The organism is Microbacterium sp. Mcb102 (assembly GCF_024519805.1).
Classification (GTDB): Bacteria; Actinomycetota; Actinomycetes; order Actinomycetales; family Microbacteriaceae; genus Microbacterium.
Genome location: NZ_JALJRG010000001.1, coordinates 1,217,110 through 1,241,949 on the forward strand (window position 1 = coordinate 1,217,110; position 24,840 = coordinate 1,241,949).

Annotated in this window: 24 protein-coding genes; 9 read left to right on the forward strand and 15 right to left on the reverse strand. The window is 68.4% G+C overall.

All coding sequences use genetic code 11. From position 1 onward, the window contains the following. Positions 1 to 4: 4 nt before the first annotated feature. Positions 5 to 493 carry a FadR/GntR family transcriptional regulator gene (locus OC372_RS05890; protein ID WP_262001174.1) on the reverse strand — a complete coding sequence of 163 codons (489 nt, stop codon included), beginning with the start codon at positions 491 to 493 and terminating at the stop codon, positions 5 to 7. A gap of 51 nt (positions 494 to 544) precedes the next feature. Between OC372_RS05890 and OC372_RS05895 the strand changes: the two genes are divergently transcribed. Then, entirely contained in the window at positions 545 to 937 is a 393-nt protein-coding gene (locus OC372_RS05895) for an alpha-isopropylmalate synthase regulatory domain-containing protein (RefSeq protein WP_262001175.1), read from the forward strand. A 28-nt stretch (positions 938 to 965) separates the two neighbouring features. On the opposite strand, the gene OC372_RS05900 is transcribed toward OC372_RS05895, so the two are convergent. The 6 genes from OC372_RS05900 to OC372_RS05925 form a co-directional block, all read right to left on the reverse strand. Continuing rightward, on the reverse strand, positions 966 to 1,508 hold the full coding sequence (locus OC372_RS05900) for a hypothetical protein (RefSeq protein ID WP_262001176.1): 543 nt from the start codon (positions 1,506 to 1,508) through the stop codon (positions 966 to 968). A gap of 44 nt (positions 1,509 to 1,552) precedes the next feature. Next, a complete protein-coding gene (locus OC372_RS05905; protein ID WP_262001177.1) occupies positions 1,553 to 2,653 on the reverse strand; it encodes an ATP-binding protein in 1,101 nt (366 codons plus the stop codon). A 92-nt stretch (positions 2,654 to 2,745) separates the two neighbouring features. Then, a complete protein-coding gene (locus OC372_RS05910) occupies positions 2,746 to 3,132 on the reverse strand; it encodes a hypothetical protein (RefSeq protein WP_262001178.1) in 387 nt (128 codons plus the stop codon). A 195-nt stretch (positions 3,133 to 3,327) separates the two neighbouring features. Next, positions 3,328 to 4,707 carry an FAD-binding oxidoreductase gene (locus tag OC372_RS05915; RefSeq protein ID WP_262001179.1) on the reverse strand — a complete coding sequence of 460 codons (1,380 nt, stop codon included), beginning with the start codon at positions 4,705 to 4,707 and terminating at the stop codon, positions 3,328 to 3,330. Continuing rightward, a complete protein-coding gene (locus tag OC372_RS05920; protein WP_262001237.1) occupies positions 4,700 to 5,593 on the reverse strand; it encodes an alpha/beta hydrolase in 894 nt (297 codons plus the stop codon). The genes OC372_RS05915 and OC372_RS05920 overlap by 8 nt, the downstream gene beginning before the upstream one ends. Positions 5,594 to 5,598: 5 nt before the next feature. Then, positions 5,599 to 6,825, reverse strand: coding sequence for a metal-dependent hydrolase family protein (locus OC372_RS05925; RefSeq protein WP_262001180.1), 1,227 nt, complete (start codon positions 6,823 to 6,825; stop codon positions 5,599 to 5,601). 94 nt (positions 6,826 to 6,919) lie between these two features. Between OC372_RS05925 and OC372_RS05930 the strand changes: the two genes are divergently transcribed. Both OC372_RS05930 and solA read left to right on the forward strand, forming a co-directional pair. Beyond that, a complete protein-coding gene (locus tag OC372_RS05930) occupies positions 6,920 to 7,486 on the forward strand; it encodes a TetR/AcrR family transcriptional regulator (protein ID WP_262001181.1) in 567 nt (188 codons plus the stop codon). Next, positions 7,483 to 8,664 (forward strand): N-methyl-L-tryptophan oxidase, encoded by a 1,182-nt coding sequence (gene solA, locus OC372_RS05935; protein WP_262001182.1) that lies wholly within the window; start codon positions 7,483 to 7,485, stop codon positions 8,662 to 8,664. Before OC372_RS05930 ends, solA begins: the two co-directional genes overlap by 4 nt. A 22-nt stretch (positions 8,665 to 8,686) precedes the next feature. Here solA and OC372_RS05940 read toward each other — a convergent pair whose 3' ends face one another. Both OC372_RS05940 and OC372_RS05945 read right to left on the reverse strand, forming a co-directional pair. Continuing rightward, complete coding sequence (locus OC372_RS05940) at positions 8,687 to 9,472, reverse strand: HAD-IIB family hydrolase (RefSeq protein WP_262001183.1); 786 nt, start codon at positions 9,470 to 9,472, stop codon at positions 8,687 to 8,689. Continuing rightward, complete coding sequence (locus OC372_RS05945; RefSeq protein WP_105710225.1) at positions 9,469 to 10,587, reverse strand: LacI family DNA-binding transcriptional regulator; 1,119 nt, start codon at positions 10,585 to 10,587, stop codon at positions 9,469 to 9,471. The genes OC372_RS05940 and OC372_RS05945 overlap by 4 nt, the downstream gene beginning before the upstream one ends. Positions 10,588 to 10,804: 217 nt before the next feature. Between OC372_RS05945 and OC372_RS05950 the strand changes: the two genes are divergently transcribed. Genes OC372_RS05950 through OC372_RS05960 form a run of 3 tightly spaced genes read left to right on the forward strand, consistent with a single transcriptional unit; the run spans position 10,805 to position 13,729 of the window. Then, the gene (locus tag OC372_RS05950; protein ID WP_105710226.1) at positions 10,805 to 11,743 is read left to right on the forward strand and encodes a carbohydrate ABC transporter permease; all 939 of its coding nucleotides are present in this window, start codon (positions 10,805 to 10,807) and stop codon (positions 11,741 to 11,743) included. Then, complete coding sequence (locus tag OC372_RS05955; protein ID WP_262001184.1) at positions 11,740 to 12,612, forward strand: carbohydrate ABC transporter permease; 873 nt, start codon at positions 11,740 to 11,742, stop codon at positions 12,610 to 12,612. The genes OC372_RS05950 and OC372_RS05955 overlap by 4 nt, the downstream gene beginning before the upstream one ends. A 34-nt stretch (positions 12,613 to 12,646) precedes the next feature. Then, positions 12,647 to 13,729 carry a glycosidase gene (locus OC372_RS05960; protein WP_262001185.1) on the forward strand — a complete coding sequence of 361 codons (1,083 nt, stop codon included), beginning with the start codon at positions 12,647 to 12,649 and terminating at the stop codon, positions 13,727 to 13,729. A gap of 144 nt (positions 13,730 to 13,873) precedes the next feature. Here the strand turns inward: OC372_RS05960 and OC372_RS05965 are convergent, their stop codons facing one another. Both OC372_RS05965 and OC372_RS05970 read right to left on the reverse strand, forming a co-directional pair. Then, complete coding sequence (locus tag OC372_RS05965; protein WP_262001186.1) at positions 13,874 to 18,400, reverse strand: discoidin domain-containing protein; 4,527 nt, start codon at positions 18,398 to 18,400, stop codon at positions 13,874 to 13,876. Between the two features lie 158 nt (positions 18,401 to 18,558). Beyond that, entirely contained in the window at positions 18,559 to 19,863 is a 1,305-nt protein-coding gene (locus OC372_RS05970) for an ABC transporter substrate-binding protein (RefSeq protein ID WP_262001187.1), read from the reverse strand. A 338-nt stretch (positions 19,864 to 20,201) separates the two neighbouring features. On the opposite strand from OC372_RS05970, the gene OC372_RS05975 reads away from it, so the two are divergent. Then, positions 20,202 to 20,738 (forward strand): hypothetical protein, encoded by a 537-nt coding sequence (locus tag OC372_RS05975; RefSeq protein WP_262001188.1) that lies wholly within the window; start codon positions 20,202 to 20,204, stop codon positions 20,736 to 20,738. A gap of 20 nt (positions 20,739 to 20,758) precedes the next feature. On the opposite strand, the gene OC372_RS05980 is transcribed toward OC372_RS05975, so the two are convergent. Both OC372_RS05980 and OC372_RS05985 read right to left on the reverse strand, forming a co-directional pair. After that, on the reverse strand, positions 20,759 to 21,337 hold the full coding sequence (locus OC372_RS05980) for a hypothetical protein (protein WP_262001189.1): 579 nt from the start codon (positions 21,335 to 21,337) through the stop codon (positions 20,759 to 20,761). Next, entirely contained in the window at positions 21,334 to 22,020 is a 687-nt protein-coding gene (locus OC372_RS05985; RefSeq protein ID WP_262001190.1) for a hypothetical protein, read from the reverse strand. Before OC372_RS05985 ends, OC372_RS05980 begins: the two co-directional genes overlap by 4 nt. A 156-nt stretch (positions 22,021 to 22,176) precedes the next feature. On the opposite strand from OC372_RS05985, the gene OC372_RS05990 reads away from it, so the two are divergent. Together OC372_RS05990 and OC372_RS05995 are read left to right on the forward strand one after the other, a co-directional pair. Continuing rightward, positions 22,177 to 23,013, forward strand: a complete 837-nt coding sequence (locus tag OC372_RS05990; RefSeq protein ID WP_262001191.1) for a hypothetical protein — start codon at positions 22,177 to 22,179, stop codon at positions 23,011 to 23,013. Positions 23,014 to 23,050: 37 nt separating this feature from the next. Beyond that, positions 23,051 to 23,584: a hypothetical protein gene (locus OC372_RS05995; protein WP_262001192.1), complete on the forward strand. Its 534-nt coding sequence runs from the start codon at positions 23,051 to 23,053 to the stop codon at positions 23,582 to 23,584. Here the strand turns inward: OC372_RS05995 and OC372_RS06000 are convergent. Both OC372_RS06000 and OC372_RS06005 read right to left on the reverse strand, forming a co-directional pair. Further along, positions 23,581 to 24,339, reverse strand: coding sequence for a pentapeptide repeat-containing protein (locus tag OC372_RS06000; RefSeq protein WP_262001193.1), 759 nt, complete (start codon positions 24,337 to 24,339; stop codon positions 23,581 to 23,583). The genes OC372_RS05995 and OC372_RS06000 overlap by 4 nt on opposite strands. After that, positions 24,336 to 24,818 (reverse strand): hypothetical protein, encoded by a 483-nt coding sequence (locus OC372_RS06005; RefSeq protein WP_262001194.1) that lies wholly within the window; start codon positions 24,816 to 24,818, stop codon positions 24,336 to 24,338. The genes OC372_RS06000 and OC372_RS06005 overlap by 4 nt, the downstream gene beginning before the upstream one ends. Positions 24,819 to 24,840: the final 22 nt, after the last annotated feature.

Below are 24,840 nucleotides of genomic sequence, written 5' to 3' on the forward strand. Positions count from 1 at the left end.
GCCGTCAGGCCAGCGCGTCACGCAGCGCGAGGAGGTGGGCGCGGCTGAGGTCGTCCGCGCCTTTCGCGTCACGGTCGGCGATCGCCCGGGCGAGCACGGCGTGCGCATCGTGGTCCTCGTCGCCGCCGAACACCCGGCGGATGCGGAGCATCTCGACCATGGCCTCCCGCAGCCGCGGGGTGAAGCTGTCGAACAGATCGAGCAGGACCGGGTTGTGTGCTGCGGCGACGATCGACCGGTGGAAGACCGTGTCGGCGTCGACGTGGCTCTCGATATCCGAGCGGTGCGCAGCACGATCGGCCAGAGCACGGCGGATGGCGCGCAGATCGGCGGGCGTGCGTCGTGAGGCGGCGAGCGCCGCCGCCTCGGTCTCGATCGCGACCCTCGCCTCGATCACCGCGACGACTCCCGCTCGGCGGAGGACCGAGTCCCAGTCCTCCGGGGCGTCCAGCGCGGTGACGAAGACTCCTGACCCCTGCCGCGAGGCCAGCACCCCGCGCCCGGCGAGCTGACGGCGGAGATCACGGCCGCCGAGCTGTGGGACGTGTTCGGGAGCGCGTACATCCGCCCGGCCGCCGCTGCCGTCGAGCTCGTCGCGTACGACATCGCCGAGAGCGCCGGGCGCACCCACACCGCCATCACGCTGCGCATCGACGGACACGCGCACGTCACCGACCACACCGAGGTCGGCCCGGTCGAGGCCCTCACCGCTGCACTCGACGCCCACGGCATCCGCGTCGATGTGGTCAGCCTGCATCAGACGAGCGTCGGCTCCGGCAACGACAGCGACGCACTGACCCTGTTGGAGCACCGTTCGTCGGGCGGCGACCGATGGATGGCCGGCCGAGGGCGCTCGGTGCTGGCGGCCACCCTGTCGGCCGTGATCGCCGCCGCGAACAGCATCCGCACCACCGTGCCGGTGGGTAGCGCCGCCTGATCGGGCTGACGCGCTCGCGCCACCCCCGTCAGTGCACGAGCGCCTTGAGCACGACGAACGCGATCCCGAACGACGCCGTGGCCAGCGCCCCGAGCAGGCGGACGACCTGGGGGCTTCCGCGGCGGAGGAATGCCACGTAGCCGAGGAAGGCGAGGATCACGACTCCCGACCACAGCGCGAGGTCGTTCGCGAGCCCGTCGGGGATCACCCGTGTCGTTCCGGCGAGCAGGATGATCGCCGGAACGGCCGCCGAGGTGAGCATGCCCAGGGAGTGCTTCACCGACGCGACGAACGCCGCCCGCACACCGACGCGCTCACCGCGAGCTCGCTCATCACGGTCGCTGACTCTCGCCACGGTGCCGGCGTAGACATGCGCACCCCAGAACACGAGGACCGTGACGGCTACGGAGATGAGAACCGCGAAGGATGTCTCCCCGTGCGCGGACGACACCGCGACGAGACCGCTGACGAGGATGGTGCCGTAGACGGCGGCCTCCGTCCCGAATCCGGGGCGCAGCACACGGTGCACACGCAGGATCCCGTCGTCCGCAGCAGACCTGTTCGTCGTCATCTCCGTCGCCGCTTCCGCTCGCCGCGCACCGCCCTCGTCGAGTTTCACTCATCTCCCGCCCGGAGTGGGACCTTCACGTCGCCACCGGCCTCCTCGGTGAGCCGCGCGCCCATCTGCACGAACGTCGGCTCGGCGATGAAACCACCGGCGAACAGCGCCTGCCCCTGCACGAACTGCGCGGACCGACGGATGGCCTCCTCCGAGGCGAAGCCGAACACGTCGGCGAGCTCGGCGAGGTCCCGGGGTGCATTGACCCGCATCAGCGCGAGGTTGTCGCACTGTGAGAGGACGTTGGGGTGGATCTTCGTCGGCCGCTGGGTGGAGAGCAGCAACCAGAGCCCGAACTTGCGCCCCTCGGCCGCGATCTGCACCAGCTGCTCCGTGAGGGCTCGCTCGACCGCCGTCTCCGGATTCGGCGAGCACAGGTTGTGCGCCTCATCGATCACGATCAGCAACGGGCGGCGCTCCTCCCGCCGGGACCAGAGGTGCTCGAGCACGGCGAGCGCGGCGACCTTCGGCTCCGGCCGGTGCTCGAAGCCACCGAGGTCGAGGACGGTCGCCCGCGGGCGCTGGTCGATCGTGTCCACCACCGACAGGGCACCGCGCGACCACAGTTCCCACTCCAGGACCTCGAGGTTCTCCATCCGGTTCGCGAGTCCGACCAGGGCGGGGTCGTCCGACGCGCGCAGGTCGGGGAGCATGTCGCGCGCGTCGAAGCTCTCGGCCTCCTGCTCGACATGGATCAGGGCGTTGTACTCCTCGGCGTCGGCGATGGGATCCATCCGCAGCACGGCCGCCTTCGATGAGGGCACCAGATCGACGAAGCGCACATGCAGCCGGTCCCCGTCGCCCACCCCTGCGCCCGAACGGAACACCCGGATGTCCGCCGCGGCGATCCGCGACGCATCCGCATCGTTCGCCGTGGCCCTGGTCTCGCGCAACCGGGTGAAGTCGCCGTTCGGATCGAGGATGAGCATCGGCAGCTCGGTCTCCAGTAGCAACTGCTCCAGCAGCACGCCGAGCGCGTACGTCTTGCCGCTCCCGCTCTGACCGACCCAGAAGGTGTGGCGGTTGAAACGCCGCGCGTCGAGTTCGGCTCTTGCCCCGGCATCGCCGAGAACAGTTCCGATCGTGAGGTTCGTCATCGTCGCGGTACGCCCTTTCGTTCACGGTGTCCTGGCGATGATCGATATCATCCTCGATCCCGCGGGTGGGCGCTAGAGTCGGCGGCGTTGCGTCACGGGATCCCGATCGCGAAGCCCGGGGCCCAGGCCACGACCGCGTAGGACACGAACGGAGCGATGGCGAGCAGGATCACCCCGGTGACGACCACGCCCCGCGGTCGGCCGAGGAACGCGGCGAGGAGCATCGTGAGCACGTACAGGGCCACGACGATCACCGTCATCACCAGCGCGCTGCCTTCGCGGTGCTCGAGGAAGCAATTGCTCGTCGCCGGGTAGACCGCGGCGCACACGACGGGGCCCACCGGCACGGCCACGAGCCAGATGAGCGCGACCGTCCCCGCTGCCAACAGGGTGGCCGTCAACAGCAGCCCCCAGAGGACCGGTGGTCGGCGCGTCGATCGCTGCGCGCGCCCCTGCACGGAGGATGCGGTTTCGGTCATGCCACCAGAGTACGGATGCAGCGACAGGATCGGCATCCTGGCCCTGTGGGAAGCGCCCTCGGCTCGGGTGTGCTCTCCGACCCTGCCGAGGTCTCGATCCATCGGCCTGGTGCCGCTCGACCTGGAGAGCCCTTTCGCATACGAACTTTCCGGTCACCCGCGCGAGCTCCTGACCGGGCACACCGACTTCCGCTCTCACCCGATGACCTTGCCGGGGTTGAGGATTCCGGCGGGATCGAGGGCGGCCTTGATCGCTCGATGCATCTCGAGGACGGCGGGAGCGAGCTCTGACACCAACCCCTCGCGCTTGAGCAGACCCACGCCGTGCTCGCCGGTGACCGTGCCTCCGAGCGCGAGGGCGGCGTCGATGATCTCCATGAATGCCTTCTCCGCGCGAGCGCGCGCCTCGTCGTCACCGGCCGGAACGACGAGGAGCGGGTGCAGGTTGCCGTCGCCCGCATGCGCGATGTTGGCGATGAGCACGTCGTTCGCGAGCCCGATGGCCTCGATGCGTCCGAGCATCTCCGCAACGGCGGCTTTCGGGACGCACACGTCTTCGGTCAGGACGGGACCGAGGCGTTCCAAGGCCGGATAGGCCAGTCGTCGGGCGGCGAAGAGCGCCTCCCCCTCGGCCTCGTCCGTGCTCCGGTCGGCCCACGTGGCACCGCCGCGCTCGAAGGCGGCCAACAGTGCGGCGGCCTGTTCCTCCCCCGCGGCACCCGGGGTGTCCACGCGCCCGAGCAGCACGACCGCGGCGTCGGCCGAGAGCCCCATGTTCTTCCAGTCGTCGACCGCGCGCAGGCAGTTCCGGTCGATCAGCTCCAGCGCCGACGGCGTGAGCCCGGCAGCCGCGACCTCGCGCACCGTCTCCCCCGCGTCGGCGAGCGAGTCGAAGAACCCGGCGATCGTCTGCTCGGGCGGGCGAGCCGGCCGCAGTCGCACCGTGATCTCGGTGACGATACCGAGCGTCCCCTCGGATCCGACCAGAAGACCGGTCAGGTCGTATCCCGCGACGCCCTTCGCGGTGCGGCGTCCCAGGCGGACGAGCTCTCCCGTCCCGGTCACGACCTGCATCCCGAGCACGTAGTCCCGGGTGACGCCGTACTTCACGCAGCAGACCCCGCCGGCATTCGTCGCGACGTTGCCGCCGATGGTCGACCAGGGCGAGCTCGCCGGATCCGGTGGATACCAGAGGCCGTTCTGGGCGACGCGGGCGCGGAGGTCGTCGTTCACCACCCCGGGCTGCACGACGGCGAGGCGCTCGAGCTCGTCCACCTCGAGCACGGCGTTCATCCGCTCCAGGGAGATCACGACGCAGCCGGGGAGCGCGTTGGCACCGCCGGAGAGCCCGGTGCCCGCCCCACGGGCGACAACCGCGGTGTCATGGCGCAGGCATGCCCGGACCACTGCCTGCACCTCCTCGGGGGTGCGCGGTCGCACGAGGCAGGCGGGCAGCGACCACTCCGCCCACTCGGCGTCGTCGTGCGCGTAGCTCTCGAGCACATCCGGGTCCGTCGTCAGACGGTCAGCGGGAAGCACCGCGGAGAGATCGGCGAGGAGCGCGGACTCAGTCACGGGCATCGTCGCCGTGGATGGATCCCGAGCGCGTGTGGCAGGTCTTGAGGTAGCTCAGGAACGAGGCCTGCAACCCGGTGAGGTGGGTCTCGTGCAGCATGGCCCTCGAGACGTCCCCCGCGCGTCCCCTCGCATGCAGTTCTTCGAGGACGGTGAGCAGGTTGCGCCCGATCTCCCGGTAGATGGGAATCTCTCCGAACAGCTCGGCTTCGTTCAGCGTGACGTGCAGCCGCCGAGCGGAGGAGGCGGGATCGTGGTCCGAAAGCGCGGCGATCAACGGGAACACCTGGCTGTCCGTGGCCGCGACACCCGGGCTGCCGGCGCCGAACGTCGCGAACGGAGACGTCTCACGCAACCACGCGTACAGGGCGAAGAGACCTCCGTAGGAGTAGCCGAAGAGGCCATGACCGGTCACGCTCACACGGAACTTCGACTGCAGGAGGGGGTGGAGCTCCTCCGTCAGGAATTCGAGGAAGACGTCGGCGTGGGTGTCGGCCAACTGGGCGAGGTAGGCGTCGACGTGCTCCGGGGTCATCGCTCCGGAATCGCGGGCAGCCGTGAGTGTCCTCCGCATCTCGTCACCCACGGGTTCTCCCGGCGGCACGAGGTCGCGGTTGCGAAGCTGGGCCCACTGCGCGGCCTCGTCACCGGCATAGCCGACGCTGACCTGGATGTAGGGAGCGATCGTGAGGTAGGGGTCCGCCTGGGTGACGATGAGCGGGGCCGTGAGCCCGACCGCCCAGTTCCCGTCCGTCACGTAGATCAACGGCAGGGGGTCGGCGGATTCCGCATAGCCCGGGGGTGTCGTCACCCAGACGGCGTAGCGATGCCCCGACCGTGCCGTGACCTCGAGGTACTCCGTGTCGGCCAAGCAGCCGTTCAGCATCGCGCTCACTGGGTGTCTCCCTTCATGATGCGGCCGGCCTTCACGACGAAGGCGGCCATGTCCGGATCCGCGAAGACGCGGGCATCGTCGAGCGGGTTCCGCTCCCACGCGACCATGTCGGCGGCCATGCCCACGCGGAGCATCCCGACGGTGTCTCCGATGCCGAGGATGTCGGCATTGACGCGGGTGGCCGAGACGAGCGCCTGCATGGGCGACTCCAGCTCGGCGCGCAGTCGCAGCTCCTCGCCTCTGCGGTATTGCTCGGGTCCGAGGAGGTCAGAGCCGAGGCCGATCCGCACCCCCGCTGCGAGGGAGATCTCGAGCGCGTTCGCCATGCGGCGACGAGCGCCGGCCAGGCGGTCGCGTGTCGATGGGTCCACGTCGAGGCTCCCGGGGTCCATGATCTGATCGACCACCGCGAAGGTGGGGACGAGCGCCACGTCGTGCTCCCGCATGAGCTGTGCGGTCGGCTCGTCGATGTCTGTCCCGTGCTCCACACAGCGCACGCCCGCCCGCACCGCATTGCGGATGCCGGCGTTGTTGTGCGCATGCACGGTCACGTAGGTGCCGCGCGCGGCGGCCTCCTCGACGGCGACCGCGATCTCCGCCACCGTGAACTGCGTGTCGTCGAGGCGGTCGTGACCCCCGACGACACCGCCCGTGACGCACAGTTTCAGGAAGGTCGCCCCGCGCCGGAACGACTCCCGCACATTGCGCCGCAGCTCGTCGGCGTTACCCGACATGAGGGACAGGGCCGTGAGCCCGGGGATGTGGTGCGTCTCCCACAGCTCGGTCGGCTCCCACGCCGCCCCGTAGTAGCCATGTCCGCCGGTCTGGCACTGCACCGGGCCGCACGACAGCACCCGCGGACCGCGCACCTTGCCCTTCGCGATGACGTCGACCACTCCCCCGTCGATGCCTCCGGTGTCGCGCACCGTGGTGAAGCCCGCGTCGAGGGTGCGGCTCGCGGTGTGGAAGATGTCGGCGGCGATCTCGGCGGCCGAGAGCTGGAAGCCGAACTGCGCGCGGATCGGGCTCGAGAGTCCGAAGTGCACATGGGCGTCGATCAGGCCGGGCGTCAGCAGCATGCCGTCGAGGTCCACGGTGGTCGCGCTCGCCGGAGCCGATCCGATCCGGGTGATCACGCCGTCTTCCACGCAGACGTCCGCGGGCGAAGGCTCGGCGCCGGACCCGTCGGCGATGATCCCGCCTGCGAACCAGATCTCGGTCATGACGCCTCTTCCGAGAACGACTGCGTCCTCAACAGTGGTGAATTGGTTGTGCGCTAACGTACTCAACAGTGGTGAAGAAGTCAACGGAGGCAACATGCGAGCACCGGTGGGCGAAGGAAGGGCACGGCTCCTGGAGGCGCTGTTCGACGAGTTCGGCGAGAACGGCCCCAGCCCGAACCTGTCGATGCGGCAGGTGGCGGAGCGCCTCGGCGTGCACCACACGCTGCTGACCTACCACTTCGGTTCGCGGCCGGGTCTGCTCAGCGCTGTGCTCTCCGAAGCACGCCGCCGCGACAATCTCATGATCGCGGCGACGAGCGAGGGCCTCGGATTCATCGATCTGTTCCGGGCGATCTGGGACTTCTATTCGAGCACAGCACAGGAGGAGCGGACCCGTGCGTTCTTCCACTTGATCGGCCTGGCCGTGTATGAGCGCGGCGCCTACGACGAGTTCGTGGCCGATCTCGATGATCTGACGCGTCTCCTCGAAGCGGCTGCCCGTCGCGACGGATCCTCGGCGACGGATGCCGCGCAGTCGAGCCTCGTCGCCGTCGCCGGCATGCGCGGACTCCTGCTGCAGCGACTGCTCAGCCCCTCGGCGGAGGTGGATGCCGCCGCATACCGTTTCATCGCATCGTTCACGAAGGAGTCGACGACATGAGCCAGGGCTACTCTCACATCGTCATCGGCGCCGGAGCCATCGGATCCGCGGCCGCCTACTGGCTGGCGCAGGGCGGCGCAGAGCGCGTTCTCGTGCTGGAGCAGTTCGAGTTCGGCCATGCCTTCGGCTCCTCCGGCGACCATTCTCGGATCATCCGCCGCGCCTACCATCGCGAGGAGTACACCGCTCTCACGGATGCGATGTTCGCCGCCTGGGCCCAGGTCGAGGAGCGTTCGGGTCTGCAGGTCTACACGAAGACCGGAGGGATCGACCTCGCGGCCGCGGGCAGCCCCGGCGCGGCGGAGATCGACGGGTACCGCCGGGCGATGGATGCCGCGGGCATCCGCTACGACGAGCTGACGATCGACGACATCCGCACGCAGTATCCGCAGTGGAACGTGAGCGACGACACGATCGGGATCCATCAGGCGGACGGCGGCATCCTCGACATCCGCCGGTCAGTGTCCGCTCATGTGTCGCTCGCCCGGGCCGCCGGGGTCGAGTTCCGCTCGGGGGTGGTCGTGACCGGTGTGCGGGTCACCGCCGAAGGGGTCACGGTGACGACTTCGGAGGGCTCGTTCGACGCTGGCCACCTCGTCGTCGCCGCCGGTTCGTGGCTGGGCGACCTCATGCCTGACCTCGGCCTCTCCTTCGAACTCACGCTGAGCCAGGAGCAGGTCGGGTACTTCTCCTCATCGAACCTCGCGGAGTTCACTCCGGACAGGTTCCCCATCTGGATCCATCACGCCGACGAGGTGCACTACGGGTTCCCCGTCTACGGCGAAGCGGCGATCAAGATCGCCCGGGACATGCGCGGGCGCTTCATTTCATCTGCCGAGCGGACGTTCGTGCCCGACGACACGGAGCCGCTGCTGCTCCACGACTTCCTTCGGGAGCACCTTCCGGCCGCCGCCGGCCCGCTCCTGGTGAGCAAGACCTGCGTGTACGACATGCCCGCCGACCGCGACTTCGTGCTCGACACCATCCCCGGCCATCCCCATGTCGCGGTGTTCAACGGCGCCGGCCACGCGGGCAAGTTCGCGAGCCTGATGGGGCGGATCCTCGCCGAGCTGCTGACCGTCGGCCGCACCGAGCACGACATCTCCGCGTTCAGCCTGCGGCGCCCGGCGATCGTCGACCCCGACTTCGTACCCGTCTTCCGGCTGGGACCGGGGTGACGGGACGGCGGGCGCGTGAGCCTCATCCAGCAGTGCTGTCCCGCGCCCCTGAGCGGAGGATGAGACCTCGGAGAAATGCGGCTGTGTCCTCCCAACCTGCAACGGCTTTGCAGGGGACGCCCATCGCGAGCACCGGATAGTCGTTCCCGTCGACGTCCAGACGGTCGCCGACGAAGAGCATGTCGTCGAGCGGGATGCCTGTCTGCTCGACGAGCCGCTTCATCCCGTAGGCCTTGTCGATACCGCGCTCGGTGATGTCGACCGAGGTCGAGCCACCCGACCGCACCTCCAGCTCCGGGAGGCGAGCGGCGACGGCGGCGCGCAGCGCATTCTTCTTCGTTCCGGTCGGGTCCCACGCGGACTTGGCACCGACGGGAGCGTGCTGGCCCAGCGCGGAGAATGTGACTTGCGACCCTCGGTCTTCGACGATCTCGCCCCAGGGCCTGGTCTCCCACAGGCCGAGTCGCCGAGCCTCCTCCTCCACGACAGCCATTGCCTCGGCTCGGGCGTCTGTGGCGAGGCTGCGGGCGTACACGGTCTCGACGCCGGCGAGTCCGATTCGGTAGTACTGGGTTCCGCAGGCAGGAAGCAGGTGAAAGCTGGAGAGAGTCGCGGCATCCGCCTCGGGCAGTCGATCCACGACTTGAACGAGGAACTGCTCGAGGCTTCCTCCCGAGATGATGGCGACGTCGATGCGGCCGGCGAGCGCACACAGCAGCCTTCCCATCACGGGGTGGATAGCGCTCTTCGACGGCGCGAGCGTGTCGTCGAGATCGAACGCGATCAGACGGGGAGCGCCGTCGTTCATTCGTTCCCTTCCGGGAGGGTCTCCGACGGCATCGGCACCTTCGCCGTGCTTCCCCGCACCACGAACTCGACCGCGGGCAAGTCGATCGGCGCGTGCTCCCGCTCTTCGATCAGCGCCACCAGTGTGCGGGCGCAGGCATTGCCCCACCGGAAGACGTCTTGTCGCACCGTGGTCAGCGGCGGTGTGATGTACGGCGCCAGCGGGATGTCGTCGAATCCCACCACCGAGAGGTCCTGCGGCACACGCAGACCCCGGTCGATCGCTGCCGAGATTCCCGCAATCGCCATGATGTCGTTGGCGTAGATGATCGCCGTCGGCGCTTCCGTCTGGTCCAGCAGCTCGTGGGTGGCTCGTGCTCCCGATCCTCCGGTGAAGTCCCCCTGCGCCACACCACCCGGCTCGAGCCCGAGCCGTCGCATCTCCGATTCCCAGGCTTCACGGCGCACGCGCGAGTGCACGTACCTGTCACCCCCGGCGACATGGGCGATGCGCTGGTGACCGAGCGCATGCAGATGACGGACGGCGCGCCGGACGCCGGCCGCGTCGTCCAATCCGATGGGAGCACTCCCCTCACCCTCGGGCGATCCGAGGACGACGTAGGGCACACCCAACGCGGCGAGCGCGCTCGGCCGCTCGTCGTCGACACGAAGGTCGGTGATGAACACTCCGTCGACGCGCGCTTCTCGCGCGAACCGCGAGTATGCCTCCTTCTCGGCGTCCTGTCCGTCTACGACCTGAAGCACCAGGGCATATCCGACCGTCGAGAGGTGGCTTTCCACACCGGCGACGAACTGAGCGAAGAACGGATCGGTGCTGACCAGTTCAGGGTCACGGAGGATCACGAGCCCCAGAGCCTGTGCGCGGCTCCGCGACAGGGCACGCGCTCGCGCATCCGGACGCCACTCGAGTTCACGGGCCGCCTGGAGGATGCGCTCCTTCGTCTCCTCACCCACACCTGGCCGACCGTTGAACGCGAACGACACCGCGCTCTTGGAAACGCCGGCCCGAGCTGCGACGTCATCGATCGTCACTTTGCGGTCGCGCGGAGCCGCCGCCGCGATGGAGTCTCTCGCACCCGTACCACTATCCGGCGCTTCGGAGGGGGTCGCTGTCATGCTCGAATCGTATCCCACGTTTAGCCGGATTTAGTCACTCTGAGATCTCCAATATGGCCTGTGTCGCGCCGAATCCCGCAGCCATGATCCGGGCGACCCCACCAGTTGACCAGATTGACCAAAACCGGTTTACTAAGAGAGTTGTCAACGCCGGGACCCGTCCGAGATCGATGCACGGGCACTCGGCGGACGGTCGTATCAGTGAGGAACACACGCCATGGGCAGTGACGCACCAGCGCAGGAATCGAACGTCGGGGTCCGCCGACGCGGCAGCACGCTGCGTCGCTGGCTCGGCGAGAATCCGCTCGGCCTGCTGTTGAGCGCCCCCTACATGCTCTTCGTCATCGTGGTGTTCCTGATCCCCTTCGGCTTCGGCATCTGGATGTCGGTGCACGACTTCTACTTCACCGCCCCTGGGGTGGAGGTGCCCCACCCCTTCGTGGGCTTCGAGAACTTCGCGACGGTCCTCGGCGACCCCGTTGTGCATCAGGCGTTCGGCAACCTCCTGATCTTCCTCGTGATCAACGTGCCACTCACCGTCGTCCTCGGACTGCTGCTCTCGTCCGGTCTCGACGCCGTCGTGCACTGGAAGGGCTTCTTCCGCATCTCGTACTACGTTCCGTACGTGACGGCATCCGTCGCGACGCTCGCGGTCTGGATCTTCCTCTTCAACGGCAACGGCGTCGTGAACTCGATGCTCGGATCGCTCGCGCCCGACCCCTCGTGGCTCGCGAACCCTGCCCTGATCATGCCGCTCATCGCGGTGTACGTCACGTGGAAGAACCTCGGTTTCTACATCCTGCTCTACCTCGCCGCCCTGCAGAACGTGCCGAAGGAGCTGCACGAGGCCGCGCAGCTCGACGGGGCAGGACGCTGGCAGCGCTTCCGCTCGGTCACGCTCCCCGCCGTGCGCCCCGTGACCTCCCTCGTCGTGCTGCTGTCGATCATCACCACCGGCCAGATCTTCACCGAGCCGTACCTGCTTACCGGCGGCGGGCCGAACGGCGCATCGATGACCCCGGCGCTGCTCATGTACCAGCAGGGGATCCAGCAGGGGAAGCCCGATATCGCCGCCGCGATCGGGATGATCCTCGTCATCGCCGTGATGATCGTCTCGCTCGTCTCGCGCCGCATCACGGAAGGCAGGACCCGATGACCGCCACGACCACCCGGGCGACGCGCCCCGGCCGCAGCGGCCGGGTGATCTCCGCCCTGAGATTCGCCCTGCTCCTCGTCGGGGCCGTCGCCGCCCTCGTGCCGTTCTACTACATGGTGATCGGCGCCCTCCAGCGCAAACGCGACACCAGTCTGCTCGGCCTCCTCCCGCTGCCGCAGAACCTCACCTTGGACAACTTCGTCGAGATCAACGAATCGGTGAACCTGTTCGGCTCGCTGCTGAACTCGCTCATCTTCACCGCCGGCGTGGTGGGCTGCACGCTCGTCTTCGGGCTGCTCGTGGGCTACGCGCTCGCAGTGCTGTCGTTCCGAGGACGCGGACTCGTGTTCGCGCTCGTACTGCTCGTGCAGGCGATCCCGTTCCAGCTGCTCATGATCCCGCTGTACGTCATGGTCGTGCGCTACTTCGGCCTGGCCGACAACTTCATCGGGATGATCCTGCCGTTCGCGATCAACTCGGTCGCCGTGCTGATCTTCCGCCAGTACTTCCTGCAGATCCCGCGCGACGTGTTCGACGCCGCGCGCATCGACGGCGCCAGTGAACTGCGCATCCTGCTCCTCATCGCGGTTCCGCTCGTGCGCCCGGCCGTGCTCACGGCGATGCTCGTGACGTTCATCGGACCGTGGAACGAGTTCCTGTGGCCGTTCCTCGTCACGAAGGATGCGACGAAACAGACGCTCGCCGTCAGCCTCGCGAACTTCTCGCAGACGAACGGGTCGTTCCTCGAGAACCCGATGGGAGCCGTCCTCGCGGGCGCGTGCGTGCTCGCCGTGCCGGTGGTCGTGCTGTTTCTGATGTTCCAGCGACACTTCACGTCCGCGAACCTCGGCTCCGCCATCAAGGGCTGAGCCGTCGACCCCGAAACACCCCGAAAGCAAGGCAATGACCCCATTCCCCTCCTCCGCTCCGACGACTGCGATCCCCTACGCCCTGACGCGACTGGGCACGATCATGACCGCCGACCCCGCCGACCCGCTCGAGGCCGAGGGCGTCCTCAACCCCGGCACCGCCTGGGGGCCGGACGGCGAGCTCTACCTCTACCCACGGGTCGTCGCAGAGGGCAACGTCTCACGAATCGCGCGAGCCCGCGTCATCATCGAGGACGGCGTGCCGACGGGTGTCGAGCGCCTCGGCCTCGTGCTCTCCCCCGACGAGCAGTGGGAGCACGGCCACCAGAACGCCGGAGTCGAAGACCCGCGCATCACCTTCCTGGAACCGCTCGGCCTGCACGTCATGACGTACATCGCCTACGGACCGCTGGGGCCACGACCGGCGCTCGCGTACTCGCGCGACACCGTCACGTGGCACCGTCTCGGCCCGATCCAGTTCGCCTATCAGCCCGAACTCGCGACCGACCTGAACCTGTTCGCCAACAAGGACATCGTCTTCTTCCCCGAGCCGGTGCCCGGTCCTGACGGGAAGCCGCGCATCGCCGTGCTGCACCGCCCGATGTGGGATCTCGACTGGCTGCGACCCGGCGAGGGGGCACGACCCCCGGCAGGCATCGACGAAGTACGTCCCTCGATCTGGATCGGCTACATCGACCTCGACGAGGCGACGGCAGACATCACGGCCCTGACGCGCCTGCACGACTCGGCGATGCTCGTCGGGCCCGAGATGTCCTACGAGAGCGCGAAGATCGGCGCCGGACCCTCGCCGCTGCGCGTGCCGGAAGGCTGGCTGCTGCTGCACCACGGCGTCTCGGGCGCCACTCCGAAGGGCTTCGAGCTGGCCTACGGCTCGCGCTACTCGGCAGGTGCGATCCTGCTCGACGCGGAGAACCCGCGCCGCGTGCTCGCCCGCTCGGCGGAGCCCCTGCTCGAACCCGAGACCGCGGAGGAGCTGCAGGGAACCCTCGGAAACGTCGTGTTCCCCACTGCGGTCGAGGAGATCGGAGGACGGACGTTCGTCTTCTACGGCATGGCCGACTCGTCGATCGGTGTCGCGGAGCTCACCCGCCTCTGATCCGCAGCCTTCGAAGGGCCGTCTCCTGATCGGGGAGGCGGCCCTTCCGCATGCGTGGTCCGAACAAGGGCCTGGCGTTCGCGCGAGGGCACCGACGAAGGGGCCGCCTCCCTCGGGAGACGGCCCCTGCGTCGGTGCCGCGGTTCAGTCGCGGGGCTGCCGTCGCGCCTTCATCGCTACAGCGCCCGAGAGCAGCAGCAGCAGCGCCATGGCGAGCGTCCACGGCAGCCAGGCGAGGTCGCCTCCGGTGGCGGGGAGCGCGCCGGATCCGTCGGTTCCGCCGTCGCCCGGCCCGCCCGGCGCACCCGGGCCGGCGGCGGCGATGATCCGCACCGGGGTCGAGGCGATGTCCGCCCCGTCGTGCATCACGACGAGCGTATGCGCGCCGGCCTCGACATCTTCGGGCACGACTCCGCGGAAGGCGAAGCTGCCATCCGTCTCGGCGGTCACGGTCCCGAGATCGGCCGGAGTGGAACGCAGCTGGACGGTGTACTCGATCCCCGGCTGGAATCCGACGCCGCTGACGTCGATGCGTCCACCGACCTTCGGCGAGCCTTCGACCGTCACGCTCGGGGTCACCACCTCGGGATCGACCACGACGACGATCGCGGCGGAGGGCACGGACCACCCGCCCGCGTTCTGCGCCCGCACCGTCACGGCGTACTCGCCGGCGGCGAGCCCGGTGACGGCTGCCGTGAGCACGGCCCCTTCGGCCTGCACGACACGGTCGCCCACGGCGACCTCGTACGCGATGATGGGCGATCCGCCCACGTTCTCGGGCACCGTCCACTGCACGTTCACCCGGTCGCCGGAAGCGGTCGCGACGACATCGCGCGGCGCGCTCGGAGCGGCATCGAGTCGGATGAGCCCGGCGAGTGCCGCCGCGAGAGCGTCGGCCGCCGCATCCACCTGACCCTGCGCGGACCCGGGCGCGGCGAGCACGTCCTTGCCCGCCTCGAGCGCGGGCAGCAGCGGCTTCCAGCTGGCCGACGTGTAGGCCGTGCTGTCGAGGGTGTTCGCCGCGTCGACCTGTGCCTGCAGCCGACCCGTGTCGGCAATCACGGTGACCGTGCACCAGGCGATCTCGCTGCCGCCCTGATGGCGGATGCCGACGGTCGTGCGCCCGGGTTCGCGGGTCGCGAGGTCGACCTCGACCCGGCCGTCTGCCGAGACACGGGCGTCGCCCTTCACGGTTGCGACGGAGTCGTCCATCACCACCGCCGTGAACGTGTCGGCGGGGTTCACCGGCGACACCGTCGCGGCGACGACGGCCGCACCGTCGCGCCCGGCCGAGACCGGTCCCGCGCACTCGAAGGTGTAACCGCCGTACAGCTCGAGCTCCCAGATGTTGAGCCCGTACTGCGTCGCCGGCATGCCGGACAGGCGCACGTACCGCACGTCGGTCGCCGCGAAGTCGTGCTGATGGATGAGCGTCGGCTGCGCAGCCTGGACGCGGGCCAGGGGCATCCAGGTCGTGCCGTCGACCGAGCCCTCGATGCGATAGTCGTTGGACGTGCCGGCTTCCCAGGCGACCACGGCGCGCGAGACCGACCGCACGCTCTCCAGGTCGACCTGAAGCCAGTGCTCGGCGGCTGCTCGCGCCGACGACCACTTGGTCGAGCGGGAACCGTCGGTCGCCTTCGGCCCGGTGATCGTGGCGTTGTTCTGGTGGACGCTGTCGGCCGTCGTCGGGCGACCGAGCGCGAGGTTGGCGTTGCCCACCGGAACGGCGGGGGCCTCGGCGACCAGCCGATCGGAGAAGATCTCGAACTCCCACAGCGAGGGTCCGTAGTCCAGAGCACGCGTGACGGTCTGCATCCGCACGAAACGGGCGCTCTGGTCGTTCAGCGTGATCACATCGACACCGCCGTCGCTCCCGGCTGAAGGGGTGACATAGGCGTCGCGCCAGTTCCTGCCGTCGTCGGACAGCTGGATCCGGTACGCCTTGGCATACGCCGCCTCCCACGAGAGGCGCACCGTCGACACGGGCTTCGATTCGCCGAGATCGACCTGCGCCCAGGCGCTGTTGGCGTTGTTGCCGCGCCAGCGCGTGGACGGATCGCCGTCGGCGAGGGCGTGGACGAGGTTGTATCCCGCGTAGCCCGAAGCCCGCGTCGCACCGTCGATCGAGAGATTGACGCTCGACGCCACCGACAGCTCGCGGATGCCGTAGCCCTCCCCCTCGCCGTCGAGCAGAAGCACGCGCACATGCTCCGCCGGGGTCGGGTCGAGCGGGATCTCGTCGACCCCGCCGTCGCCGTCGGTGACGTGGGCTCGGTCGGTCCAGTCGACGCCGTTCTGCGACGTCTGCACGACGAAGTCGCCGGCGGGAGCATCCGTCCAGTCGATGGTCGCCTTCGTGACCCACGATCCGCGGGGCAGCGTGACGGCCGCCCACTGCGTGCCGTCGCCGGCCGATCGCCACGCGGTGTCCCGGTCGTCATCCCCGAGCGCGGCGGCGGACGAGCCGTCTGCCGTGCTGCTCGCCGAGAACGCAGAGGTCGCCGGGAGCGGACCCGCGGCGAGCGCGGAAGTGACGGTCCTGCCCATGTTCTCGCCCGATCCGAGCGCGAACCTCGCGTGCTGGTCCTGGCCGCCGCCGGTGAGGGAGACCCCGACGGACAGCCCGGGGCGGTCGGGGTTGGAGAGGCTGACGACGGGGGTCTCGCCGCGCTCGTCCAGCAGGACGATGCTGGGCTGGTCGACGGTCAGCGCGCGGCCGCCGCCGAGATCGAGCGTCCCGGCGGCGTAGAACGTCGCCATGGTGATCCCTGCCGCGTCGTGCCGCACCGCCTGCACCGAGGTGTCGTTGCGGAGCGTGCGCATGGCGGGCGCGTCGGCGAAGGCGGCGACCTCGGCGGGGGTGGCCGCCGGCAGCACCGTGTAGTCGTACGTGCCGGCGGTCGGCTTGGTCCCATGGTCGACGTACAGCGTGAAAGCGTCGCGGCTGACGGCTTCCTGCCCCTCCCAGCTGCCGGACTGGGCCCGGTTCGAGACCCTCACGTCCTGGCCGTCTGCGAAGACGTATCCGACCTCGTCGTTGTAGGCCCACCGGGCGCCCCCGACGCTCTGGTCGTCTGCATCGCCCGCGACGGGCTTGCCGCCGACGGTCGCGTTCTCCTTGGCGGATGCCTGATTGATCGTCGTGTGCACGGCCGCGCCACTCGTCGAGGCGATGCCGGCGCCGAGCGCGACCATGCCCTCGTCGAATGTGAAGTAGCTCTTCCGCGCGCCGGTGCCCGCGGCGTCGAGGGTGAGCACGCTCGCGCCGAACTCCCCGTCGGACGTGCCGCCGGTGAAGCTCGCGCCGTCTCCGTTGCGCCCACGGTTCTCGAATCCGCGTTCCGTTCGCTTCTCGTCGGGAGCGGTCACTCCGGGGTAGTGCCACCAGTCGAACGTGGGACCCAGATCGAGGTACTCGCGGTTGTTGACCTGGATGGCGGTCGAGCCCATCGCGTTCCAGAAGACGGGGTTGCCGAGATCGTCACGGTAGGACGTGCGCAGCTCGGCGCCGAACGTGCGAGACGAGTTGAGACGGGTGAAGATGCCGTAGTCATCGCGCTGGTGAGATGCGAACTCCGAGCGCCAGAAGTACTTCGCGCCGGTGACGCCGTTCGTCTCGGTCTTACCGAGCACCCCGTCGAGCACGGCCTGGTAGGCGGTCGAGTAGAGGGCGTCCGTGCGCACCATGCGCTGCAGCGGCTCGATGAACTCGGAGGCGTGGCTGGTGATGTCGCTCACGGTCTTCGGCGGCCGGTAGTTGAGGTAGAGCATGCCGATCTCTCCGCGGATGAGCCAGCGGGTTCCCTCGATGAAGTAGAAGGCGATCGAGTCCAGCTGCGCGCGCGTGAACGCGAGTCCGGTGCCGCGTGCGACGTCCGACCACAGGGCCGCGTAGGTGAACAGCACCATCCCGTAGCCCTCGCTGTACAGCTGCGCGCCGTGGGCCCAGAAGCTGGCGTCCGGCTGGACCGCCTCTTTCACGGTGCCGGAGTGGTCGACCGCGATGGTGGCGACGATCGTCGCGAACCCCTCCTTCACCTTGGCGATGTCGCCGGTGGAGAGGGCCTCGAAGATGTAGTTCGACGTGCGCCACGAGCCGTTCGCCCCGACCGGGTCGAGCTTGCCGGTGTTGTGCGCGAGGCTGACGCGGAAGGCGTCTTCACTGAGCTCGGAGCCGAGGAACATCGAGATGCGTCCCATCGCGATCGACTCGCCGATCTCGGTCTCCCACCAGTTGGTGTTGCCGGGGTTCACCCGGTCCCAATGCAGCAGCGCCCGCTGCACCGCGTCGACCAGCCGCTTGTCACCGTGGCCTGCGGCCTTCGGGTCCTTGTACGCCTGCGTCATCGCGAGCATCCGGTAGAGCGCCGTGTACGCCGACCAGACGCTGCCGTTCGCCGAGCTCGTGCGATCGGCGTAGTCGACGTCGGCCCACGATCCGTCCTCCTTCTGCGACGCGACGTAGTCCAGCGCCTCCGAGGTCTTGGCGAGGTAGATGCCGTTGGCGATGATGATGTCGTCGCCCTGCCCGAGGTAGTACTCCTCGAGGCGGTCGATGACCGTCGCGACATCGTCTTCGGGAGCGGCGGATGCCGGCACCGTGGTGAGCGCGGACGAGCCGATGACGAGGGCGACGGTGAAGGCGATGAACGCGGTGATGCGTCTCATGGCTGGGCTCCTTTGCCGGTGTGCCGATGGGCAGGCGAGGCGGATGCCTCAGCGGGAGGAAGAACGCGACCGCGCGCGCCTGCGGGTGCACGGAGCGAAGCCCGGGGTGCGCGATCGCGCGCACCCCGGGATGATCGGCGGGGGACCGATCGGATCGATCAGCCCTGGGCGATCAGGGCGTCGATCTTGTCTGCGGCGGTCGAGAAGGTCTCCTTCAGGTCGCCCTCGCCTGCCTGCACGGCCTGACCCCACGCGTCGCGGAAGGTCTGCCACATCTCGGTCGCACCGGCGACGTTGGGCACGTCGACCGTCAGCGGGACGGAGGCGGCGAACGTCGACAGCACCGGGTCGCCGGCCAGGAAGTCGCCGGCGATCGTGTCGATGTCACCGCGGATGGGGAACTGCCCGGTGGTCTCGAGCAGGGCGAGGTCGTTGTCGGCGTCCATCGAGAACTTCACGAAGTCCCAGGCGGTCTGCTTGTTCTCGCACGAGGTGTAGAGCCCGACGTTCTTCGAGTCGCCGAACGTGTAGGTGTCCTCTGGTGCGGTGCCGTCGGCGGTCGGCAGAGGCACGATGCCGTAGTCGACCTTGCCGTCGAACGCTCCGGCACCCCACGGGCCCGCGATGCCCATGGCCGACACCCCGTCGGCGAAGGGACCGGCCCAGGCGTCGCCGCTGTACGCCTCGGCCGAGGAGTAGCCCTCGGCGTAGAGGGTCTTCCAGAACTCGAGGGTCTCGAGGCCCTCATCGCTGGTGAACGCGGCGGCGCCGTCGCTCACCAGCTGGGTGCCGCCGGAGTTGGCGAGGAAGAACGGATAGAAGTCGAAGAGCGCGTTGGTGTAGTCGCCGGATGCAGGCGGGTAGAGCGAGTAGTCGGCGGCACCGCTCTCCTTGATCGCCGCCGCGGCCGCGATCACGTCGTCGTAGGTCGCCAGCTCGGGGTTCTCGGGGTCGAGTCCGGCCGCCGCGAAGACGTCCTTGTTGTAGTAGAGCATGAAGGGGTTGGCCTTCCACGGCACCTGGTACAGGTCGCCGTCGGGCGAGCGGAAGCCGTCTGCCGCGGCCCCCGACCGCTCGGTGATGAACGACTCACCGTCGTCGAAGGTCGTCGAGATGTTGACCAGACCGCCCTGCTTCTGGAAGGCCGGCACGGCGGCCGGGGCCGTGTTGTAGACGAGGCACGGCGTGTTGCCCGCCGTGATCGCGGCGCCGATCGCGTCTTCGGACGACTTGCCGGACGGGATCGCGGCGGCCGTGACCTTCTCATCGGGGTGGTCGGCGTTCCAGCCCTCGACCACGGCTTCCGCCCAGGCGATCTCCTGCTCGTTCGTGGAGTACCAGATCGTGATCGGGCCCGAGGTCAACTCTGCGCTCTCGGGGGCGTCGCCGCCACCGGTCGAGCCGCAGGCGGCGAGGGGCAGGGCGAGGGCGGCCAGGGCGAGGACACCTGCATAACGCTTCATTGCGAGAAACTCCTTCGTTCGGAAGCTCGGGTGACGGCTTCCTTGCTGTCGGGACCGGGCGCTTACGGGAGGCCGGGCACGATCAGTAAACCGGTTTTGTTTCGTTAAGTCAATGCCCGTGGGATCCTCGCGCATCCCCTTGTCTAGCAAGCGATCCTGGACCCTCGCTCGCCACCATAATGCTAAACAGCACTAAACCCGCGGTTGGTTCACGACGCCCTGCCCCTGAGCGCCGCCGCCGAGGCGCACCGACTCATGGATACCGGCGAGGTGCTCGGGCGCATCGTGCTCCTGCCTTGAATCCCTCACCACCCGGACCCTTCTCGTAGAGTCGATCCATGCCTCACACGTTGACGGTGAACGGTCGTCCGACTCTCGAACATGTCGATCTGGAGCTTCTCGATTCGTACCGTTTTCCGGACGGAGGAGGGTTTCCCGAGTCGTATCGTGCGTTCATCCAGCATGCGGGCTGGGCTCGACTCTTCGGCCTCTGGCTGATCTACCCACCCGTTCTTCCCGGCTTCGCCGACGGCCTTCAGGGGCGTGGGGAGAACCTCACCGCTCGATTTCTTTCCGCGTATCGGGAGGGCGAGGAAGAGGAGTTCGAGTGGATGGTCGAGCCCGATGCCGATTGGTCACGGCCGGCGTCATTGCGAGTGTTCGGGTGGAGCGAGAACGGTGACGCGCTGCTGTGGGACACTTCGTCGCGCACCCCGGACGGGGAGTTCGCCGTCTGGGAGTCCCGCTCGCTCGATTCGCTCCACCGACTCGGCGGAAGCCTCTCCGAAGCGTTGCCTCTGATCCAGGCGCGGGCGCGCGGATCGTTCGGCGCCCGAGGCCACGACGTCGAACCGCTGCCCGCCGTCCGCCTCTGAGATCCCTCGCGGTCAGCTCGTCAGCGCTCGACCGTGAACCAGGCCGTCGGGCCATTGGTGAGCAGCGGAGCATCCTTCGCCCCGAAACGGGACGCGGCATCCGGCCACGCGACGAAGTTCCTCTCCGCGCGAGGCGCCACGCTCTTCGTCATCGGGTCGACGGCGAACACGCCCATGCCGCGGGTGCGCACCACGCGCATCAGTTCACGGATGTACTCGGTGGTGCGGGTGTCATCTTCCGGCGCGGATGCCCGCAACTCGCCGTTCCACAAGCCGTCGTCGTCGGAACGCGACCGCACGAAGCTCGCGAGGCCGGCCCCGACGATCGCGTACACCCACCCCTGACCGGACGGGTGAGGCACTACGTAGTCACGATGGAAGACGCTCTCGGAGATGATGCTCGTGTCCACGAGGGTGATGTGAGGGCCCGCGCACTCGCTCAGTGACGAGCGAAACGTCGGGGTGCGTGTCTCGGGTTGTTGAGTGGCGTCGACGAACCGCACCGCGGGAAGGCTGGTTCGCACCGCGTCGCTGAACTGTTCTTCATCGGCGGGTGTCAGGAAGACGCAGAGCCGGTGGAGCTTCGACGGCGTGCTCATGGCACCAGCGGTGACGTGATCTTGGTCGCCCGGTACGACTGCCCATCTTTCGTGGCACGCCACCGGCGCCAGTGCTTCGCCGACAGGCGGAAGGGCAGGTGCTTCTGCACGTGGGCGGCAGCATCGTGCAACCGGTCGTCGGCGGGGAACGCGAGCCAGAGCGAGAGGGAGGAGGCTGTCGTGCCGAACGTGGCACGCACCCCGGACGCGCCGAGGAGGCGCCCGTAGCCATCCACCGCGAACCCACCGAACGCGTCGGCGTCGATCCCCTCGTACGTCGATCCTGTCGCGGTGTCGACGAGAGCCACCGGCGCGCTCCAGACCAGCGAGGCCAGCGGGTGCCCATGGGTGGTCACGGCTCCCGAACCCGCACCGCTCAGGGTGTCGAGCGTGGCATCGACGTCATCTGCGCGACCCCGCCACTGGGTGTGTGTGCGCTGCCGGCTCTGCGGTCCCCCGAGGTGCGCGGCCGCGAACGATTCGAGACGGTCGGTTTCGTCGGGCGGCCCTCCGGCCCAGAGTTGGAAGGACATCTCCGGCGCACCGATGGTCACCACGGCGGCGTCGAGGAAAGCCTGAACGCTCTCGTAGGCAGTGCGGGGATTCTTGGTGCGAAGCGAATGCGCGCCTCCCGCCGAGGCCGGCAAACCGTCGTAGGTCACGACCTCCTGAGTCAACGTCACCGCTCCATTATCCCGACGACCAGGACACGCGCGAAGCGTGCGGTGCGAGCGGGACCGGCCCGGCACGGCAGGAGCGACGACAGCTCGCACAACTAATCTGAGTTGTGCGGCGGGGACGACAGCCCGCGGACTCACGGGTGAACGGATGAGGACATCATGAGCAAGCGGACCATGGTGCTGCACAGTGCGCACCAGGACCAGTTCGACGTGCCGGACAGGGACCTCGTGTTCTACGACCAGCCCTACGACGCCGAGCAGCTGTCGCGCATCACCGATGTGCACCTGTGGTCTCCGCTGGACGGACCGATCGACCGTCTCCCGGAGATCATCTCGGCGATGACGAATTTGAAAGCCCTCAGCATCGGCCCGGGGCGGGTCCTCCCCACCATCGTCACCGAACTGCGGCAGGGCGATCTCCCCGAGAGTCTGGAAGACCTCTCGGTGCACATCGGCGATCGGACCCTGGTGTGGCCGGATGTGGTGGTGCCGAACCTGAAGACCCTCTACGTCGGCGAACCCTTCCGCTTCAAGAACGAGCACTTCCCCCGGCTCCAGGCCCTCTCCCTCTACCCGCAGAGATCTCTGAACAATGTGCGGCAGGCGCTCGAACTGCCGCTGGAGGAATTGAACCTGTTGAACGTGCCCACAGACGAGGAGATCTTCCGCCTCGTCGAACCGGTCGGGCTTCGCCGGCTCGGGTTGATCGGTGGACGCACGCTGACGAGCCTCACCGGGATCAGCGTGCTCCCCCAGTTGGAATCGTTGCGGCTGAAGAATCTCACCGCCCTGGGTGACATCTCCGAGTTGGCTGCCCTCCAGCGACTCGAGATCGTGAACATCCAGTACTGCAAGAAGATCACCGGCATCGCCGCCGTCAACGACCTCCCGCGACTTCGCCGGCTCACCTTGGTCGGATGCGGGAACATCGGCCTCGCGACGATCGAGGCGAAGCTGTCGACACTGGAATGGGCCAACACGGGCGCGACCACGTGACCGTCTGCCTGAAGAGACTGCTCGGTAGCCTGGAAGCATGACGGAACTCTTCCGACGTGCCACCGGATGCCTGCAGGAAGCCGGGTGGACGTGTGAGCCGCCGCTGTCCACGGAAGACGGAGTTCCCTCCGCGCTGCTCACGGCACCCGACACAGTGGCCGGCTGGGCGTCCTCGTTCTCACAGTTGTCGAACGCAGACGAGACCGTGTGGTTCTTGTCCCGCCACGACTATTCGACCGGCACGGAGGATGCCTTCGCGTGGAACGAGTTCGAACAGCTGAGCATCCAGGCGGCGACAACGGATGATGAGCTGGTCGCGGTCGCCCGTTTCTGGGAGCGCCACCTACCCATCCTGCTTTCCGTCCGCGGCGGATACGAGTACCTGGCAGTGCGCGACGATGGAGCTGTCGTCCACGGAACGGAGCCGGAGTTCGAAGAAGCGGCGGTCGCGTTCTCTCACTTCGAGGATCTGCTGAGGTACATCATCGCGCGTCCGGCAGCACGGAACGACGTCGTCGAGAGACTCCTGTTCGACGGCACCAGCATGCCTGACACGACGCTAGGCCGCTAGCTCTCGGCGTCCGGATCCAAGGGCAGATCGTCCGCACGTCCCGCGGCCGCGGCACGCGCATAGCGCTGCGCGTACGCTTCACGCGCGGCGTCGGCGTGCTCCTCGCCGTCCCATTGGTCCGGCAACGGCTCGCCCTCACGATGGGAGCGTGTCACGCGCGCGAGCCTGAAAGCGACGGACGTGTTCAGAAATGTGCACCGGGTGAAGCTCGTGCCCGCGGAGAAGGTGGCATCGACGAAAGTGCAGTCCGTGAAGGTGGCATCCGAGAAGTCGGCTCCGCTGAGGTCGGCACCGTCGAAGATGCAGCGTTCGAACCGAGCGTTCGGCAACGATCTCACCGTGCGCAGGTTCGCGCCCGAGAAGTCGCACTCGGTGATCTGCGTGCCGATCGCCAGCCCCTTCAGTGAAGCTCCGCGGAAGCTGCATCGCACGAAGCTGCGATCGAAACGGGGCTGCCCGTTGAGCGATACCGAATCGAACAGGCAGTCGGAGAGCTCGGACTCGAAGAACATCAGGCGGCCGCGCGCACGGCGGAAATCAACGCGGGACAAGGTGACGAACCGGAACTGCAGACCTTCGCGCCCCGATTTCACGCCGCGCAGATCAAGCAGTCCCTCGTCCGTCGCCGGCCAGTCGGTGTCGAACCGATGCGGACCCTTCACGATGCGCGCCTGCTCCAGGATCTGCTCCTGCAGCGCAGCCAGCCGCTCTGGTGTCCACCGGCGTGACAGCTCGGCATCGTTAGGCGCTTTCACTCGCGCATCCTCTCGCCAGCAGGCGTCTCCGCATCGGGAACGGCCTGAGCGTCGACGGTGTCCTCGTCGTCGAGGAAGGCGATCTTCTCCCGCTCGGTGTCCGCGTCGAAGGCAGGGTCACGAGCAGCGATGCGACTCATGAGCTCGGCGATCGCCTGGTGGATCGTCTGCTGCAGGAAGGCGACGGGATCAGCGGCGGCGCTGACATCGTCGTTGCTGATCCGGATCTCTCCCGTGGCAGTGCGTCGCGACAGGAACACCCGCGGTGTTCGCAACCCGGACGGCCCGGGCACCGGCGTGATCTCGCCGCCGACCGTCAGGAAGAGGTCGAGACGGTACGAGAATTCGACCGTGCGCAGGCGCTGCTTGATCCGCGCGACCTCTTCGATGAAGCCCGCTTGCGGCGATGGACCACCCCACACCGTGCGGAACGTGAGCCGGCCATTCGGCACGCCGTCGATTCCGGAGGGATCAGTCATCGCGGGGCCCCACCGGGATCGG